Source organism: Nonlabens sp. (assembly GCF_039941875.1).
GTDB lineage: Bacteria > Bacteroidota > Bacteroidia > Flavobacteriales > Flavobacteriaceae > Nonlabens.
The window spans coordinates 361,346-378,186 of the sequence record NZ_JBDVDQ010000003.1 but is presented as its reverse complement, the minus strand read 5'-3'; the positions used below and the strand labels follow the sequence as shown (position 1 = coordinate 378,186).

At 35.7% G+C, this 16,841-nt stretch carries 14 protein-coding genes; 5 read left to right on the top strand and 9 right to left on the bottom strand.

The window, feature by feature from the left end; translation table 11 throughout:
- Window positions 1-32: 32 nt before the first annotated feature.
- The gene (locus ABJF08_RS02115) at window positions 33-2,849 is read left to right on the top strand and encodes a T9SS type A sorting domain-containing protein (RefSeq protein ID WP_348114392.1); all 2,817 of its coding nucleotides are present in this window, start codon (window positions 33-35) and stop codon (window positions 2,847-2,849) included.
- On the opposite strand, the gene ABJF08_RS02110 is transcribed toward ABJF08_RS02115, so the two are convergent.
- From ABJF08_RS02110 to ABJF08_RS02100, 3 genes are all read right to left on the bottom strand, one after another.
- Complete coding sequence (locus ABJF08_RS02110) at window positions 2,850-4,613, bottom strand: 1-deoxy-D-xylulose-5-phosphate synthase (RefSeq protein ID WP_348114391.1); 1,764 nt, start codon at window positions 4,611-4,613, stop codon at window positions 2,850-2,852.
- Between the two features lie 129 nt (window positions 4,614-4,742).
- The gene (locus tag ABJF08_RS02105; protein WP_348114390.1) at window positions 4,743-5,267 is read right to left on the bottom strand and encodes a hypothetical protein; all 525 of its coding nucleotides are present in this window, start codon (window positions 5,265-5,267) and stop codon (window positions 4,743-4,745) included.
- 45 nt (window positions 5,268-5,312) lie between these two features.
- Window positions 5,313-6,233, bottom strand: a complete 921-nt coding sequence (locus ABJF08_RS02100) for a hypothetical protein (RefSeq protein ID WP_348114389.1) — start codon at window positions 6,231-6,233, stop codon at window positions 5,313-5,315.
- Window positions 6,234-6,402: 169 nt separating this feature from the next.
- Here ABJF08_RS02100 and ABJF08_RS02095 point away from each other — a divergent pair, with 169 nt between their 5' ends.
- Complete coding sequence (locus tag ABJF08_RS02095) at window positions 6,403-6,852, top strand: nucleoside deaminase (RefSeq protein ID WP_348114388.1); 450 nt, start codon at window positions 6,403-6,405, stop codon at window positions 6,850-6,852.
- 74 nt (window positions 6,853-6,926) lie between these two features.
- On the opposite strand, the gene ABJF08_RS02090 is transcribed toward ABJF08_RS02095, so the two are convergent.
- Window positions 6,927-7,319, bottom strand: a complete 393-nt coding sequence (locus ABJF08_RS02090; RefSeq protein WP_348114387.1) for an HIT family protein — start codon at window positions 7,317-7,319, stop codon at window positions 6,927-6,929.
- A gap of 2 nt (window positions 7,320-7,321) precedes the next feature.
- Entirely contained in the window at window positions 7,322-7,798 is a 477-nt protein-coding gene (gene greA / locus ABJF08_RS02085; RefSeq protein ID WP_348114386.1) for a transcription elongation factor GreA, read from the bottom strand.
- A 188-nt stretch (window positions 7,799-7,986) separates the two neighbouring features.
- Between greA and ABJF08_RS02080 the strand changes: the two genes are divergently transcribed.
- Window positions 7,987-8,421 (top strand): hypothetical protein, encoded by a 435-nt coding sequence (locus tag ABJF08_RS02080; protein WP_348114385.1) that lies wholly within the window; start codon window positions 7,987-7,989, stop codon window positions 8,419-8,421.
- Between the two features lie 91 nt (window positions 8,422-8,512).
- On the opposite strand, the gene ABJF08_RS02075 is transcribed toward ABJF08_RS02080, so the two are convergent.
- From ABJF08_RS02075 to metG, 4 genes are all read right to left on the bottom strand, one after another.
- Window positions 8,513-10,702 carry a TonB-dependent receptor gene (locus ABJF08_RS02075; protein ID WP_348114384.1) on the bottom strand — a complete coding sequence of 730 codons (2,190 nt, stop codon included), beginning with the start codon at window positions 10,700-10,702 and terminating at the stop codon, window positions 8,513-8,515.
- A gap of 312 nt (window positions 10,703-11,014) precedes the next feature.
- Window positions 11,015-12,451: a hypothetical protein gene (locus tag ABJF08_RS02070; protein WP_348114383.1), complete on the bottom strand. Its 1,437-nt coding sequence runs from the start codon at window positions 12,449-12,451 to the stop codon at window positions 11,015-11,017.
- Between the two features lie 305 nt (window positions 12,452-12,756).
- Complete coding sequence (locus tag ABJF08_RS02065) at window positions 12,757-13,215, bottom strand: hypothetical protein (RefSeq protein WP_348114382.1); 459 nt, start codon at window positions 13,213-13,215, stop codon at window positions 12,757-12,759.
- Between the two features lie 65 nt (window positions 13,216-13,280).
- Window positions 13,281-15,353 carry a methionine--tRNA ligase gene (gene metG / locus ABJF08_RS02060; RefSeq protein ID WP_348114381.1) on the bottom strand — a complete coding sequence of 691 codons (2,073 nt, stop codon included), beginning with the start codon at window positions 15,351-15,353 and terminating at the stop codon, window positions 13,281-13,283.
- Window positions 15,354-15,518: 165 nt separating this feature from the next.
- Here metG and ABJF08_RS02055 point away from each other — a divergent pair, with 165 nt between their 5' ends.
- A complete protein-coding gene (locus ABJF08_RS02055) occupies window positions 15,519-16,421 on the top strand; it encodes an LD-carboxypeptidase (protein WP_348114380.1) in 903 nt (300 codons plus the stop codon).
- Between the two features lie 2 nt (window positions 16,422-16,423).
- Window positions 16,424-16,786 (top strand): YraN family protein, encoded by a 363-nt coding sequence (locus ABJF08_RS02050; RefSeq protein ID WP_348114379.1) that lies wholly within the window; start codon window positions 16,424-16,426, stop codon window positions 16,784-16,786.
- Window positions 16,787-16,841 lie beyond the last annotated feature (55 nt).

Sequence of the window (16,841 nt, the reverse complement as noted above, 5' to 3'; positions counted from 1 at the left end):
TACCTTACCTTTAAACCTTTAATTGCTTTACCATGAATAAAAAAATACTTTTCACCAGTATACTTCTATGTTTTATAGCTGCTAGCTCTTATTATTATTTTAATAAAACAGAGGCTATCAATTCTATTCAAAAAGCGAGGGATCTACACCAACAATATGTAGAAAACAGCCCTTATAAAGAGACTATAAAACTTTCTAGAAGTGAGCGCAAAGCACTTTCTCTACCACCTAATGCATATAACGAGCGTGAATGGGAATTAAGTATGAATCCTACTATAGGGATTCCTACACCTTATGAAGTAGAGACTATTTCAACTAATTTTACTAAAAGCGCACCTGGATCTGCAGGTAGAGCATGGGAAGAAAGAGGACCATCTAACATAGGCGGTAGAACTAGAGTGGTTTTTTATGACCCTAACGATGTAGGTGTTAATAATGGTGATGGTATTGATTACAATCGTGTTTTTGCCGGTGGTGTAGGCGGTGGTTTATGGGTTAACGATGACATTACTTCACCTACCTCTACATGGAGCATCATGCCTGGACTAGCTGCCAACTTAAACGTAAGCGCACATGCTATAGATCCTAACGATTCTATGACATTTTATATAGGTACTGGTGAGCAATATGCTGCAGGTGCTGCAGTAGGTAACGGACTGTACAAAACTACTGATGGTGGCGCCACATGGAGTAATGTGAACATCACACCTGCAGGACAAGGAACTTTAGGTAGTGGACAAGCAGATTTATTTACAGCTGGTATATTCTTTATTAACGATATAATCGTTAGAAACAACAATGGTATTAGTGAAGTATATGTAGGTGTAGGATCTACCAATTATGTATCACCTAACTTCAATATTTCAAATCCTGTAAATGTTTTAGGAGCACAAAACGCTGGGCTTTATCGCAGTATAGACAGTGGTGTAAACTGGTCGAGAATTGAAAATACCTCAATGTCATATTTGTTTGGCGGGCAGACTTTTTATGTCGCTCCTAATGACTTTGAAATAGGCGCAGATAACAGTCTTTACATGGGTACCATCTCTGTACCTGGCACAAATGCTGGTGGCGGTCGTTTTTATAAATCTACCGATGGAATCAACTGGACTGTACAAAGCACTATTAGGAGTGGTAACCGTGTGGAAATCGCAGCTTCAAAAACTAATCCTAACTTATTTTATGTAGCCCTGCAGCAAGGCAGTGCTGTAGATCTATATGTTAGTAATGACGGTTTATTAACTACCACGGCAATTAATGAACCTAACGATGCAGATAACTCCATATCTGCTAACGATTTTTCTAGAGGCCAGGCTTTTTATAACCTTGTTATAGAGGTAGATCCCACTAATGATCAAATCGTTTATGCGGCAGGAATAGATAGTTTTAGATCTACAGATGGAGGTACTTCTTGGTCTCAAATATCAAAATGGATCAACGCAAATGGATTACAATCTATTAACGCACCGTTTGTACATGCAGACATTCATACATTGAGTTTTCACCCTACAGATTCTAACCAGGCACTTATAGGTAGTGATGGCGGTGTCTCATGGGCATCCAGTCTTAATAGTGCTTCTTTCAATAACGGCTCTATATCTACTAGAAATAATGGTTATAACGTGACTCAGTTTTACTACGGTAGTATAGATTCTGATTTTTCTAATGGAGATAATCTAGTCGGTGGTGCACAAGACAATGGAACACTAGCTATAAATAACGCGGCCGCAGGAACAAATGATTTTATAGAAGCTCTAGGAGGCGATGGTGCTCATGTAGCAATAGATAGTGACGATAACTATGCTGTAATTACCTCCCAATTTAACAACCATAGACTAGTCAGTTATCCTAGTTATAATTTTGCCTACTGTATTGCTACAGCAAGTTGTGCGGATGGTGGCGCAAATGCAGATGGTGATTTTATTAATGTAGCAGAGTTAGATCGTAATCTTAATTACCTATTCTCTAACTCAAGAAACTTTAATGGAACCAACGGTATCGATACTTGCGAGTTATTAAACAACACATCTGTATGTACGACTATTACTAATAGTTTTATTTCTAGTAATAGACCTACCGCTATGAAGATCTCTCCTTATACATTAGGTTCTTCTACTTTAATGGTAGGAACAGAGTTTTCATTATTATTAAAAGTTACAGGCGCAAATACTACTAACCCTATATGGACTAGTATAACTGGACCCAATTTTTTAGGCAGTGTGTCTGATATAGAATTCGGTGCGACAGAGTCAGAGATCTATGTAACCATGCATAATTATGGAGTTGAGAATATATGGTACACAAATGATGCTGGTGCAACCTGGACTGCCAAAGAAGGTGACCTACCTGATATGCCAGTAAAAACTATTTTACCTAATCCTTTATTACCAGGAGAGGTTATTATAGGTACTGAAATGGGAATCTATGCAAGTAGTGATTTTAACAGCGCTAGTCCAACATGGCAACCGCTTATAAATGGTATGACTAACGTAAAAGTAGTAGACTTAGATTTAAGAACTAGCGATAACACCATACTAGCAACTACTCATGGACGAGGTATGTTTACTGGAAAATTTGACACACTTAGTATAAGCGGAGTAGATAAAACAGATTTAGGTATTAAAATCTACCCAACCGTGTCTAATGGTAACATTCACATCATTTCTAGCGAAGATCTTTTAAATACTAATATGGAAGTCTATAACCTAAGTGGACAACAAGTATTTGCAAATAAAATCAACCTAAGCAATACAGAAGCTGCCATACAACTCGATTTAAAAAGTGGTTTTTACTTGATAAAACTTAGCTCTAACGGTTACACACAATCAGAGAAAATAATAATTGAGTAATTAAAGAAGGTCTTTAATCAATTTCAACACGGTCCCTTTATCGATTCCTGCAATTTTATGCAAATCGGCAGTGGGGCCGTGTTCCATGAATGAATCTGGAATACCTAGTTTATGGACTTTTCCTTGGTACGCTTTCGCGAAAGCGAGATCACCAACAACACTGCCTAATCCACCGACTACTGTACCGTCTTCAATGGTAATAATGTGATCGTGATTTTTAAAAATCAATTCTAAAGCCCTAGTATCTATAGGTTTTAAAAACCTAATATCTAAATGAGTACTATTTAATTGCTCTTCCTTTATTACCTCTTGAATCATAGTCCCTATAGGTCCTATGCTTATTACCGCTATTTTATTTCCTTCACTGAGCAATCTAGAAGAACCTATTTCCATAAGTGTAAAAGGCTGCTGCCAGTCCACAATTTTACCACGACCACGAGGGTATCTAATGGCTATAGGCAACTCCAGTCCTTGAGAAGCGGTGTACATCATATTTCTCATTTCTACAGCGTCCATAGGTGCTGCGATAATCATGTCTGGTATACAATTTAAATAGGCCAGGTCAAAAACGCCGTGATGTGTCGCACCATCTTTACCTACTATACCTGCTCTATCTAGACAGAAAACCACTGGTAGTTTTTGCAATGCTACATCATGAATCACCTGATCATAAGCGCGCTGTAAAAAGGTGGAATACACATTACAAAAAGGTACTAAACCTTGAGTCACCATTCCTGCGGCTAGCGTTACCGCATGCTGCTCTGCAATACCTACGTCAAAGGCACGATCTGGCAATTCTTCCATCATTATTTTCATAGAACTACCAGTAGGCATCGCTGGTGTAATACCTACAATGCGATCATTTTGCTTTGCAAGCTCTACTATGGTAAGTCCGAAGACGTCTTGAAATTTAGGAGGCAATTTACTGGTATCACTAGGTGTAATTTCGCCTGTAATTTTATCAAACTTCCCTGGCGCGTGGTAACGCACTTGGTCTATTTCGGCTTGTTTAAGTCCTTTACCTTTTACCGTTCTCACATGTAAAAGTCTAGGTCCTTTTAAGTCTTTTTGTCTTTTTAGTTCTTTAATTAACAGCGGTAAATCATGTCCATCTATAGGTCCAGAATAATCTAAGTGTAGCGATTCAAAGATATTATCACTACCTGTTTCTTTACCAGATTTTGTTTTGGTTAAGTATTCTTTGAGCGCACCTACACTAGGGTCTATTCCTATCGCGTTGTCATTAAGAATCACCAGTACATCTGCTCCACTGACGCCAGCATGGTTTAAAGCTTCAAAAGCCATACCGCTAGCAATACTCGCATCACCTACTATTGCTATGTGTTTTCTATCTTCTTTCTTTAAAGCACTAGCCATAGCCATTCCTAGAGCAGCACTTAAAGAGGTAGAACTATGTCCTGTCCCAAAGGTATCATAAACGCTCTCTGACCTTTTAGGAAAACCAGATATACCACCCAAATCCCTATTGGTATGAAAAACGTCTCTACGGCCAGTTAAAATCTTATGTCCATAAGCCTGGTGCCCAACATCCCAAACCAGTTGATCGTCTGGAGTATTAAATACATAGTGCAACGCAATAGTTAGCTCTACCACACCTAGACTGGCACCTAGATGTCCTTCTTTAGCAGCCACTATATCTATAATAAAAGCTCTTAATTCTTGCGCAACTCTAGCCAGATCCTCTTCGGGAAGTTCCTTTAAATGAGCAGGAGAATTAATCTTAGAAAGTAGTGTTTGAGCCATGTTTCAAAGGTAAGACCTATCAACTTGAATCTGAACTCGAAAATGAATTTTGAAAAACAAAATCAACTGAGCTAACAATAATTTTAAACAATATTAACTATGACTCTACTTCAACATTTTTTCTATTGATTACAAATCAACTCTTACAGCATATAGAACTCTAACTTTAGAACCATTATGCTTACCAGGAACAAACCTAGGCAACATATTTAAGACACGAATGAATTCTTTTTCTAATGCTAAATTCTCTGCAACTATAAGAATCTCTGTGATTTCCCCTGATTCATCTATTATAAATTGAGCTTTTACCTTATCTCTAATTAATAAGTCCCGATCAGTAACATCTTTATTAAAGTTACTCTTTAAATGTTCCTTTACTTTTTCTTGAAAATATTTTTTATTATTTCTTTCTGAAATACTTTCTGGAACATCATTAAATCGAGGTGTTTTGTCTACAAAAAGAAAAGGAATATCTGCAATTAATTCAGGGAATACGTTCTGCTTATAACCTTGAGACTGATCAACACTATCTAATATTTTTGCGATTGTATTGAGATCATTTTTTTGATCAAAATCATTAGTTCTTACTGAAGAACAGGCACATAACATAAATACAACTACAAAAAACAAAGAATTACTAAAGAGTGATATCATTGAAACAATTTAATTTTAAAATTAAATGAAATTATTCGATCGGTTCTACTTATTCTCAAAAATGATAGGTAATAAATAAATCACAGTAGTTTTTTCATCTCTATGTTCACCTGGTATAAATTGTGGCAACATATTCAATACACGAATTGTTTCTTTTTCTAATTCTTTATATCTCGCCTTAACTTTAATATCAACCACTGTTCCTATAGTGTCTATTTTGAACTGAACTGCAATTTTATGGCGATCTTTTAATGTCGAATCAATAACTTTAGTATTAAAATTCTTTCGTATCTCTTGGGTTAACCTTTTTGTAAAATACGATTTAAACTCCTCTTTAGAAAGATGTTCTGGTGTGTCTTTATATCTTGGAACTTTATCCACTATTGCAAAAGGAACTTCATTATGATATTCTTTATTCTCGATGATATCACCTACAACTTCAACAACTTTACCTACAGCCACTATAGGACCTTCAGGTGGTGATGGTGGCGGCCCTAACATTCCCATAACAACAGGAATCTCTTCTTCTAGAGAATCTTTTAAGACAGCAACCTCTTTATTATTTTCTTGAATCAAAGAATCTAATTTTTCTACAGCATTAGTATCCACTACCTCAACAGCATCTATTTTTTGTTTGTTTCCATTTTTAGAATTACAACTCAACAAAGTAGTTCCCATAATGATTAATAATGAACAAGCAAATACACGGTAAGGAGAAGTAGGTTTTTGCAATTCCGTTACTGGAATTTTAACAATTAGTTTTTCTTGTTCCTGCTGTTTCAATCTACCGCAAACACGTTTGCCTTTTTGCGATTCCATATAATCATGGATTTGTTGCGGTGTCATTTTTGTAAAATCAATGACTGTTGTAGCGCAAGAAGAACAAAATCTACCTTTTGCAGCAGGCGACATTTCATTCCAGTCTTCATGACAAGGCTCTGAGATTTTAAAAGAATAATAATTCATAATGGTTAGTGAATTAATTGATATTCTTTAACCTCATCAAAAGCCCTGCCTAAATTATAGAAATCAATAAAAGTATTGATAATTTGTAATCGTTTCTGATTGGTACTCAAACTGACAATATTATTTTTAAATTTGATTTTGATTTTGATTTTGATTTTGATTTTAGATTATGATAGAACCATACGATCACGAGTATTTCATGAGAAAAGCGTTACAGGAGGCTGAGGCTGCCTTTGATCGTAATGAAATTCCTGTAGGCGCTGTTATTGTAGCGCAAAATAGAATCATAGCCAAAGGTCATAATCTCACAGAAACGCTAACAGACGTGACTGCTCATGCAGAGATACAAGCCATAACCGCGGCATCTAGTTTTATAGGTGGTAAATATTTAAAAGATTGCACGCTCTATGTAACCTTAGAACCTTGCCAGATGTGCGCCGGTGCTTTATACTGGTCACAAATAGGGACTGTAGTTTTTGCAGCAAGTGATGCACAACGTGGTTACCAAACTATGGGAACACAATTGCACCCTAAGACTAAAGTAATATCTGGAATTCTAGAAGAACCTTGTGCAAAATTAATGAAGGACTTTTTTATAAGACAGCGTGGACTAAATTAAATCTACAAATGATCTAAAACAAAAAACTCCAAGTGAATCACTTGGAGTTTTTTGTTTTCAATTTTTTTTCAATTTTAAGAATCAAAACGTGCTTTTATACGAGTTGCAATATCCTGCATTTCTTCTTTACTTAAGCTCACTTTGTTACTAAAACGCATATCTTCCATATCACGTAATGGTATTAAATGCACATGTACATGTGGTACTTCTAGTCCTATTACCGACATACCTATACGCTCACAAGTAATCTCTTCTCTTAATGCAAGAGCTACCTCTCTAGAAAAATCCATAAGATCAAAATAAGTCTCGCTATCTAGATCAAAGATTTTATTCACTTCTTTTTTTGGAACACATAAGGTATGTCCTGGCGCATTAGGATTTATATCTAGAAATGCGATAAAATCTTCATTCTCTGCGACTTTATAGCTAGGTATTTCTCCAGTAATAATTTTTGTGAAAACGCTCATAGTTAATCTCTTGTAATTTCCATGATTTCTAACTTAATCGTGCCTACTGGTACAACAGCCTCAGCGACTTCTCCCACTTCTTTACCTAATAGTGCTTTACCTATAGGAGACTCTACCGATATGTGACCTTTGGTTACGTCTGCCTCACTTTGTGCGACTAGCTTGTAATTCATGGTCATTTTATTATTTAAGTTTTTAATTTTAACCGTACTATGAATTAAAACCTTAGAAAGATCTAGCGTTTCTTCATCTATAATACGTGCATTACTAACTATAGCGTCTAGTTGAGAGATGCGCATTTCTAGCATTCCCTGCGCTTCCTTTGCAGCATCATACTCTGCATTTTCACTTAAATCACCTTTATCACGAGCCTCTGCTATTGCTTGCGATGCTGCAGGACGCTCCACATCTTTAAGTTGCTTTAACTCGTCCTTTAATTTTTTTAGTCCTTCTTCTGTATAATATGATACGTTACTCATGTCTTTTCAATTTTAAATGTTGTTGTTTGTGTTCCGCTTTCGCGAAAGCGATATAACCACTAGTCTCACTGCTTACATCATGACTAGGCGTCTATAAATAACAAAATCCCATCATTGCTGCGGGATTATCAAACAAATATAATAAATATCAATCAGTTCGTTATACTTTTGAAGCCAATTGATTTCTTATGAAAATACGTAACGCTTATATACTCGCTTTATTGCTTATCGTTTTTGCTTGCACAAGCGATGACGGCCGTAATAACAACCCATTTCTAGTAGATATAGGATTCCAGATGGACCTTAATACTAATTTACCTCAATATAGCAACCTTAACTTTCCAGGTAATTTTGTGATCGTTCCTAATGTAGGTTTACGTGGTGCGGTGGTCTATAACTTTAATAACTCGCAATATGTGGCTTATGAATTAAGCGATCCTAATCACTCGCCTAACAGTTGCTCTACACTCGAAATAAACGGTATAGAGGCGACCTGCCCATGTACTGATGATATTAATAAATATAATATTCTAACCGGCCAGCCTATAGAAGGTGACGGACAGTATGGTTTAAAAGCCTACCGAGTAGAAAGAAATGGTGCTACTATTAGAATATCTAATTAGCAGATTAATAAAGTAGAATTTACCAAGCCAAGCCATTAAGAATAAATGTACATACCTATTTATTCTTAATGGCACTGGTTGATTTTATATTTTAAAAAATAAGCGTAGCGCCTAATAAGAAATTAGTCCCTGCTTGTGGATAGAATCCATTACCTTCTACCGTAGAGATGGTTCCTGGATTTGAAAAATCGTCGTCATAGGTAAAGTAATACCCATTATTTTCATATTTTTCATTGAATATATTATTCACTAAACCAGTAAACACTACCGTTTCAAATATAGACTTCGGCTTTATAGTGTAAACTAGATTGATGTCGTTGGTAAAAAAGCTATCCAGCTTAGAAGCATCGGCTTCTGTATTGCTCATAAATTGATCTCCTACAAATTTACTTAATAAAGAAACTTGAAAGTTTTTCAACGGCTGATACACTACTGCATTTGCTGCCACCACACTAGGTGAAAAAGCGATATCGGTAGATCCTAGATTCTGTAATTCTCCATCAAAAGAACGTATCGTTTCATCATTCTTATTGCTGCTCAATGCTACATTAGGCTGTAGAGTAAGTTGCTTAGTAACTGGTATAATTGCTTCTAGCTCTATTCCTAAACGGTAACTTTTACCACTATTAGTTCTTAACGGCGCACCTACGTCATTAAGTTCTCCACTTAAAACTAGTTGCTCGTTGTAAAGCATGAAGTATGTATTTGCATTAAAAGTAAAGTTCCCTTTCTTATGTCTCCATCCTAATTCAAAATCATTAAGTTGTTCTGGTTTCACATCTGGATTGCTTTCAAAATCATTTCTATTAGGCTCTCTATTTGCTCTAGCATAAGAAAAGTACAAATCATTAGTGTCGTCATACTTATAAGTAACACCGGCTTTAGGGTTAAAGAAAGTAAAGTTCTCATCTACTAGAAATTCACTTAAATCAGAATTTATCCCAGATGTTTTATAATTTACATTTCGCACCTGCACATCACCATACAATTGAAAACGATCGTTTAATTTATAGGTAGCTTTTGAAAACACAGACAGATCATTTTTTAAAGCATTACCGTCATAATAACGATCTCTAATGTTACTCTGACTAGCAAAACGCGCCCAAATAACTTCACCGAAGTGATCTCCATCATAATGACTAGCAGATATTCCAGAGGTTACATCTATCTCATTATTCTTATAATTTACACTTGCGTTAAGCACATAAAAATCATTATCCAACCATCTACGACGTATTAAATCTGTTTCTTCAAGTGGCTGTCCATCTACTACTAGTGGGTCCAGTCCATAAGTAGCAAAATCTTCATCTTCTTTAAATTGCTCAAAGAAACCACGACCATAGGTATAGTTTAAACCTATGTTAGTAGACCAGTTATTGTTAAAACGCTGGTTCCAGTGCAATTGATAGTGATCTTGCTTATAATCATCTACTTCATTATCATAGAATTGCACATTTCCATTTTCATCTTCATATTCTCCAGCAGTATTATACGTTCTATCATCTCTTAGCATATCTTCGTCAATACCATTCCATGACTGGTAGGTTACCTCACTACCACCAAAGGTGATTGCTTTAATAAGCGTGTTATCGTCCACATAAGTACCTTGTAAGAAATAAGATTTTAAATCTGTAGAGGCGCGATCTACATAACCGTCAGACGCGATATTTGATAATCTACCTGCGATTTCAAAATGCTCATTCATCAATCCAGTAGAGAATTTTACCGTATGTTTTCTACTATTAAAACTACCGAAAGAGTTAGAAATCTCACCGCTCGCTTCTTGAGAAGCAGCATCAGTTAAGATATTTATACTCGCACCGAATGCTCCACTACCATTTGTACTCGTACCGACACCACGTTGCACCTGTAGATTTTCTATAGAAGAAGAAAAGTCACCTAGATTTACCCAGAACGCACCCAGTGATTCTGCATCAGTATATGGAATACCGTTAATAGTCACGTTAGTAGATTGTGAGCTCACACCACGCACTCTTAAAGCCGTATAACCTATACCAGCACCAGCGTCAGAGCTAGTTACTACAGATGGTAAAAAATTAAGCAACAGCGGCAAATCCTGTCCTATATTACGTTTTGCGATCTCTTCCTTTGATAAATTGCTGTGTGTAATAGGTGATTTTGCATCTACACGCACTGCTTTTACCAGTACCTCATCCAGCTTTTTTGCTTTAGTAGAATCTTGTTCTTGTGAATTTTGCGCTGTTGCTAGGCCTGTTACAGTTAATGCCATAGCAATTACAACGCGAGATAAATGTTTCATATGAACTTTGTTTAAGTTCAAATAAAAGGGGCATTTATTCGGTTTGAATTAAAATTAAATGTTTGAAGGATTCTCTTGAAATAAATAATTGAGATGCACGCTTTCGCGAAAGCGATATAACAACACACATCAAAACTAATCTAAATCTATTCCCTTAGCGACATTACTCGCCCAGGTTCCTTGGGTATTATCTCAGCCTTTGTTTCCAGTAGCACCCCTTGAGACAGGCGGCAAAAGTACGACTGAAATTCAAAACCAAAATCAAAATCAAAAATAATTTTAACCCTTGTTCAAAAATTATTTTAATCTATTTTATTTCAATGACTTACTATTTATGAGGAAGCTTTTTGTTTTCTTGTTGTAAGAAATGTATCTAAATGTAGTTTTAGTAAAAACGGTAGACGAGTGTTTCAACTTCTTGTTATTATCTATATCGTCGATGTAAGATTTCTTATCAATGTTTTTATGAATAGTCGTTACATCGCTAGCCGGTATGATAGATCCATTAGTATTAAGGCCTATCTCAAAAAATGAATCTTCCTTTTCTTTTACCGTATAAATAGGGTAGGCGTCAGACACATCTGGTCCAAAACGTGGTAGGCTGTTTTGCAACATCATCTGTTGTTGCTGTTGTTGCATCATCCACATTTGGTTTTGCATCATCCAGTGATGGTGCCACCACCAGTTATAATTGTAATTATATAACTTCTTATTTACATAATCTATCCTCAGTTTTAAGGCTCCATCTTGCGCCTCATTAACCGTAACGGTAGGTTGGTTCTTACCTTTGGTAGCGTTTTTAAGAAAGCTATTTGCAGCTGTTTTACTAGAAGCTGCACTTACCACATCACCACTCAATAGATTAAGTTGCTTGTTACTCTTATCATCTAGATTGTGAACATCTAGAGTAGCAGCATCTTTTTTAAGATTCATCTGGAACAACTTATTATCTGAAACGTAAGAAGTACTCTTCTTCAATTTACCTTCTCCACTGTCATTACTTTTAAAGTTAGTCACCTTTAATTCTGTATTTGAAGAATCACTCGTGTCTATTTGCGCCACATTTGTAGTACCTTCTTTAGTATCTTCTTGTGTAATGGTAATCGTGCCTTGATCACTATAGATTCTAAAATCGTTTATGGAACCATTTTCCACAAAATCTTGACTACTTATAGCATCAAGATTATTTTTAGAAAGCATTTTTAAAAATTCTTTATTTGCAGCCGTAGCTTCTATAGTGATATCTTTTACATCGCTAGCATTTTTAACAGCCACTATTTTAAGCGACTCTTTATCTGAAAAGACCAGAAAATTTTGATCTTTTTCTCTAACTGTGGTTTTATAATTCTCGCCATCCAGAGCCTCAGATTTTTTAACAGTATAATCTTTAAGATTAACATCTACCACTTGAAACTTTCTTGATTTACCATCCTTATAAGATGTAATTACAGATAGCTGATCTCCATTATTGTGAAATGACAACACATTAGGCTGCTCTTTAAAAGTGATAGGTTCCATTTTTACAATCTCTTCATTTTTAAACTGAAAAGGTAAGATATCGTAGTTTTTCTCTTTTTTATTTTTAGCTATTATAAAATGAAAGCTGTCCTCACCTTGAGTATTTCCTGAAAAAGTCCCTTGTACTTTATAGTTCTCGTCTATTTTAAAACCATCTGCAGTACTGCGATCTGGTTTTATAAAACTAGTTAAAATGACAAAAGCTAACAATAGTTGAATGACTGTTTTCATTGGGTGGTAGGTTTGGTTAGGCTAAATATATGAAGATTAATGATATGTAGAAATTATTCTTATAGTATTAGATTTCCTATAATTTTGAACCATAAAAAAAGGGACAGAATTAATCTGCTCTTTGAGTAATATAGCTTTTAAGCAATCACCGCACCATTCGCACTCGCATCATCTGGATTTACAAATACTAGTTTTCCATCTGGGTCTTCGGCTAGTAAAGAAGTTTTTATCTAAATTATTTAAAAAAGCTAAATCTCTATAAAAATAGTACTTTTTATAATTTACTTTCATGAACTAAAAAATAATCAAATCCATGCACTCAAAGACCATTTTGAGTCTAGTCTTCCTATTAGAAAAGTATCATTAACAATACCGTCACTAGAATATTTCTTTTGATCCTCACTAAGCTCTTGTATCAGTATTTGTGTATTTGCGACATGATCAATAATAAACCAACCTAAAAACTCACCTCGTACTAAATGCTTACTTCTAGAATAACGAGGTAATTCAAATCCCTTAGGTAAATCTTCATACCCTACTAGATCAACTAATTTTCTTCTATATGCTGGTTTTAAAAGGGATCTATAATAATACGTGTCATTAACCGATATTATTTTTTGAAAATCAGTTTGAGAATTATCGTATACATGATTAAAAATCTTTATTAAATCACCTTCTAGCTTATCAAAATGACACACTTGAAAATAAGCCCAACCACGTTGCGTTTTAATTTCAAATATGTCGCCTAATTGAAGATTTTTCATTTTTAATATTCAATTTACTTTTACAAAGAGCAGAATTAATTCTGCTCTTTGAGTAATATAGCTTTTTAAGCAATCACAGCACCATTCACACTTGCGTCATCTGGATTTACAAATACTAATTTTCCATCAGGATCTTCGGCTAGTAAAATCATTCCTTGAGATTCTACACCTCTTAGTTTTCTAGGTGCAAGGTTTACTAAAACTGTTACTTTGCGACCTACTAATTCTTCGGCAGTATAATGTTGTGCGATTCCAGAAACGATGGTTCTTTTATCGATTCCTGTATCTACTGTCATGACCATAAGCTTGTCTGCTTTAGGCATTTTTTCTGCAGTAAGAATTTCTCCTACTCGCAGGTCCATTTTCATGAAGTCGTCGTAATTAGTTTCGTCTTTTTGTGGCATGAGAGTTAATTTTTCTGCAGCATTTGCAGTTTTTGTAGCTTCTAGTTTATCCAATTGTGCCTGTATTTGCTCGTCTTCAATTTTAGAAAAAAGCAATTCTGATTTGTTGATTTTATGTCCTGATGGCAGCGCAATTAATTCATTCCATGAATTAAGAGCCGCAGACTGCGCATCGCATGCGCTTTTATAATCAAGAATATTTTTTAATTTTTCAGATGTATGTGGTAAAAACGGCTCACTTAATATAGCAAGTGCCGTTGTTATCTGTATACATACATACATGATGTTTTTCACCTGTTCTGGATTTGTTTTTACCAATTTCCATGGCTCAAGACCTTCTTCGGCAATGTACTTATTACCTATACTAGATAAGTTCATAAATTCTTGCAAAGCCTCTCTAAAACGGTAACGATCTAGACTATCACCTATAGACTTAGGGAATGTCTTAATCTGATCTAAAACCTTTTGATCGCGTTCTGTAAGATTTGCCGTTTCTGGAACTATACCGTCGTAATACTTATTAGTCAGTACAATAACACGGTTTACAAAGTTTCCTAAGTTAGCTACCAGCTCATTATTATTTCTCGCTTGAAAATCTTTCCAAGTAAAATTATTATCCTTTGTTTCTGGCGCATTGGCCGTTAACACATAACGCAATACATCTTGTTGCCCAGGGAAGTCTTCTAGGTATTCATGCAACCATACTGCCCAGTTTCTAGAAGTAGAAATCTTATCGTCTTCTAGATTTAGGAATTCGTTTGCCGGAACATTTTCTGGCAATATAAAATCGCTGTGCGCTTTTAACATCGCAGGAAAAATAATACAGTGAAAAACGATGTTATCCTTACCTATAAAATGAAGTAGAGAAGTATCTTCATTCTTCCAATAATCTTCCCAATTCTTACCTTCTCTAGCTGCCCATTCTTTAGTTGCAGAGATATATCCTATCGGTGCGTCGAACCATACATAAAGTACCTTTCCATCTGCTCCATTTACTGGCACTGGGATACCCCAATCCAGATCACGAGTCACCGCACGTGGGTGCAGCCCGTCTGTAATCCAACTTTTAACCTGACCTAATACATTTGCTTTCCAGTCCTTAGAATGTCCCTCTACGATCCATTCATTTAACCAGTCACTGTATTCATCTAGTGGTAAAAACCAGTGTTTAGTCTCTTTTAACTCTGGCGTATTTCCGGTTATGGCACTTTTAGGATCTATTAAATCTGTACCGTTATGAGAAGTACCACATTTCTCACATTGATCTCCATAAGATTCTGTATTACCACATTTAGGACAAGTACCTACTACAAAACGATCTGCTAGAAACTGGTCTGCTTCTGGATCATATAATTGTTCTGTTACTTGCTCAATAAATTTACCGTCATTATATAATTTGGTAAAAAATGCACTAGCCGTTTCATGATGTACTGGCGCACTGGTACGGCTATAATTATCAAAAGAAATACCGAATTCCTTAAAAGAATCTCCTATGATCTTGTGGTAACGATTTACCAATTCTTGAGGTGTAATCCCTTCTTTCTTTGCCTTAATGGTAATAGGTACACCGTGCTCATCACTACCACAAATAAATGCTACATCGCTACCCTTCATACGCTGGTAACGTGCATAAATATCTGCTGGGACATATACACCAGCTAGGTGACCTATGTGTACTGGTCCATTAGTATAAGGCAATGCTGCCGTAATCGTAAAACGTTTTTGATCGCTCATGAAATTCTTTTGAAAGCTGCAAATTTACGACATTGCACGCTTTTAAAAGATGCTTTTAGTATTCTATAAATTGGTGTTGATCTCGCTTTCGCGAAAGCGGAATTCCAACAAACCGCAAACATATTTAATCGATTACCGTATTTTTAAACCAAATCTCTTGAAAAATTGAACTACCACTCTATTCCCAAACTTAAAGAAGGCGACCACGTCAAAATCCTTTGCACTGCTAGAAGTGCCGAAAAAAGCCAACTAGCACCTGTTAAAGACCTATTAGAATCATGGGGACTTAGGGTAAGTTATGGAAATACGATAGGAAAAATAGAGCACCAATTAGGTGGCACAAAAGAAGAACGCCTGGCCGATTTACAAGACAGCATAAACAATACCGATGTAGATGCCGTATGGATAGCACGTGGAGGTTATGGAACGGTACAATTAATAGATGCGATTGATTTTTCTGACAGTATGAAAGTAAAATCTACTGTCATCATAGGTTACTCTGACGTGACACTGCTTCATGGGAAATTACAATCTCAAGGTTTTGCCAGTTTGCATAGTTTCATGCCGCTAGAACTATCTAAAAAACCAGATTCTAGTATAGAAAGCCTGAGGAAAGCTCTCTTCGGCGAAAGCCAAACTATAACCATCGAAAATTCATTTCACTTACCTAATCAGGTGATAAAAGCTCCTGTCACAGGTGGAAATCTTTCTATTTTATACAGTATGCTAGGTAGCGACACCTTTCCAGAAACGGACGGTCATATTTTATTTATCGAGGATATAGATGAATACCTTTACCATATAGAACGTATGATGTATTCCTTAAAACGAGCAAGCAAACTTAAAAACATAAAGGCGTTACTAGTAGGCGGTATGACAGATATGAATGATCATGAAATCCCTTTTGGTAAAAATGCCCAAGAGATTATTCTATCCCTTACAGAGAGTTATGATTTTCCTGTTATTTTTAATTTTCCTGCTGGACATATTACAGATAATCGCTCTTTAATTTTAGGTGAAGAAATGACTATAAGTATTACACCTGAGTCTATTAAATTTAATCAATAATCATGGCAGAGCATAATGAATTAGGTAATGAAGGTGAAGAACTTGCTGCCACACATTTGATTAAAAACGGATATGATATTCTGGTAAGAAACTACACCTATCTAAAGGGTGAGATCGATATTATAGCCCGCAAAAAAGATGTAATAGTTGTGGTAGAGGTTAAGACGAGGTCTACTCCTGATTTTGGCGATCCACAGGATTTTTTAAAACCTGGACAAATTCAAAGACTGGTTGCTACGGCAAATCATTTTGTAGAAAATCTAATAGATGAGGATGTAGAGGTACGCTTTGACATAGTTGCCATTATTAAAAATAAAGCAGGAACAAAACTAGAGCATATAGAAGATGCTTTTTATCATTTTTAAACTAAAAAAGCACCTCAATAGAGGCGCTTTTTTAATATCGTAATACCAGAGTATA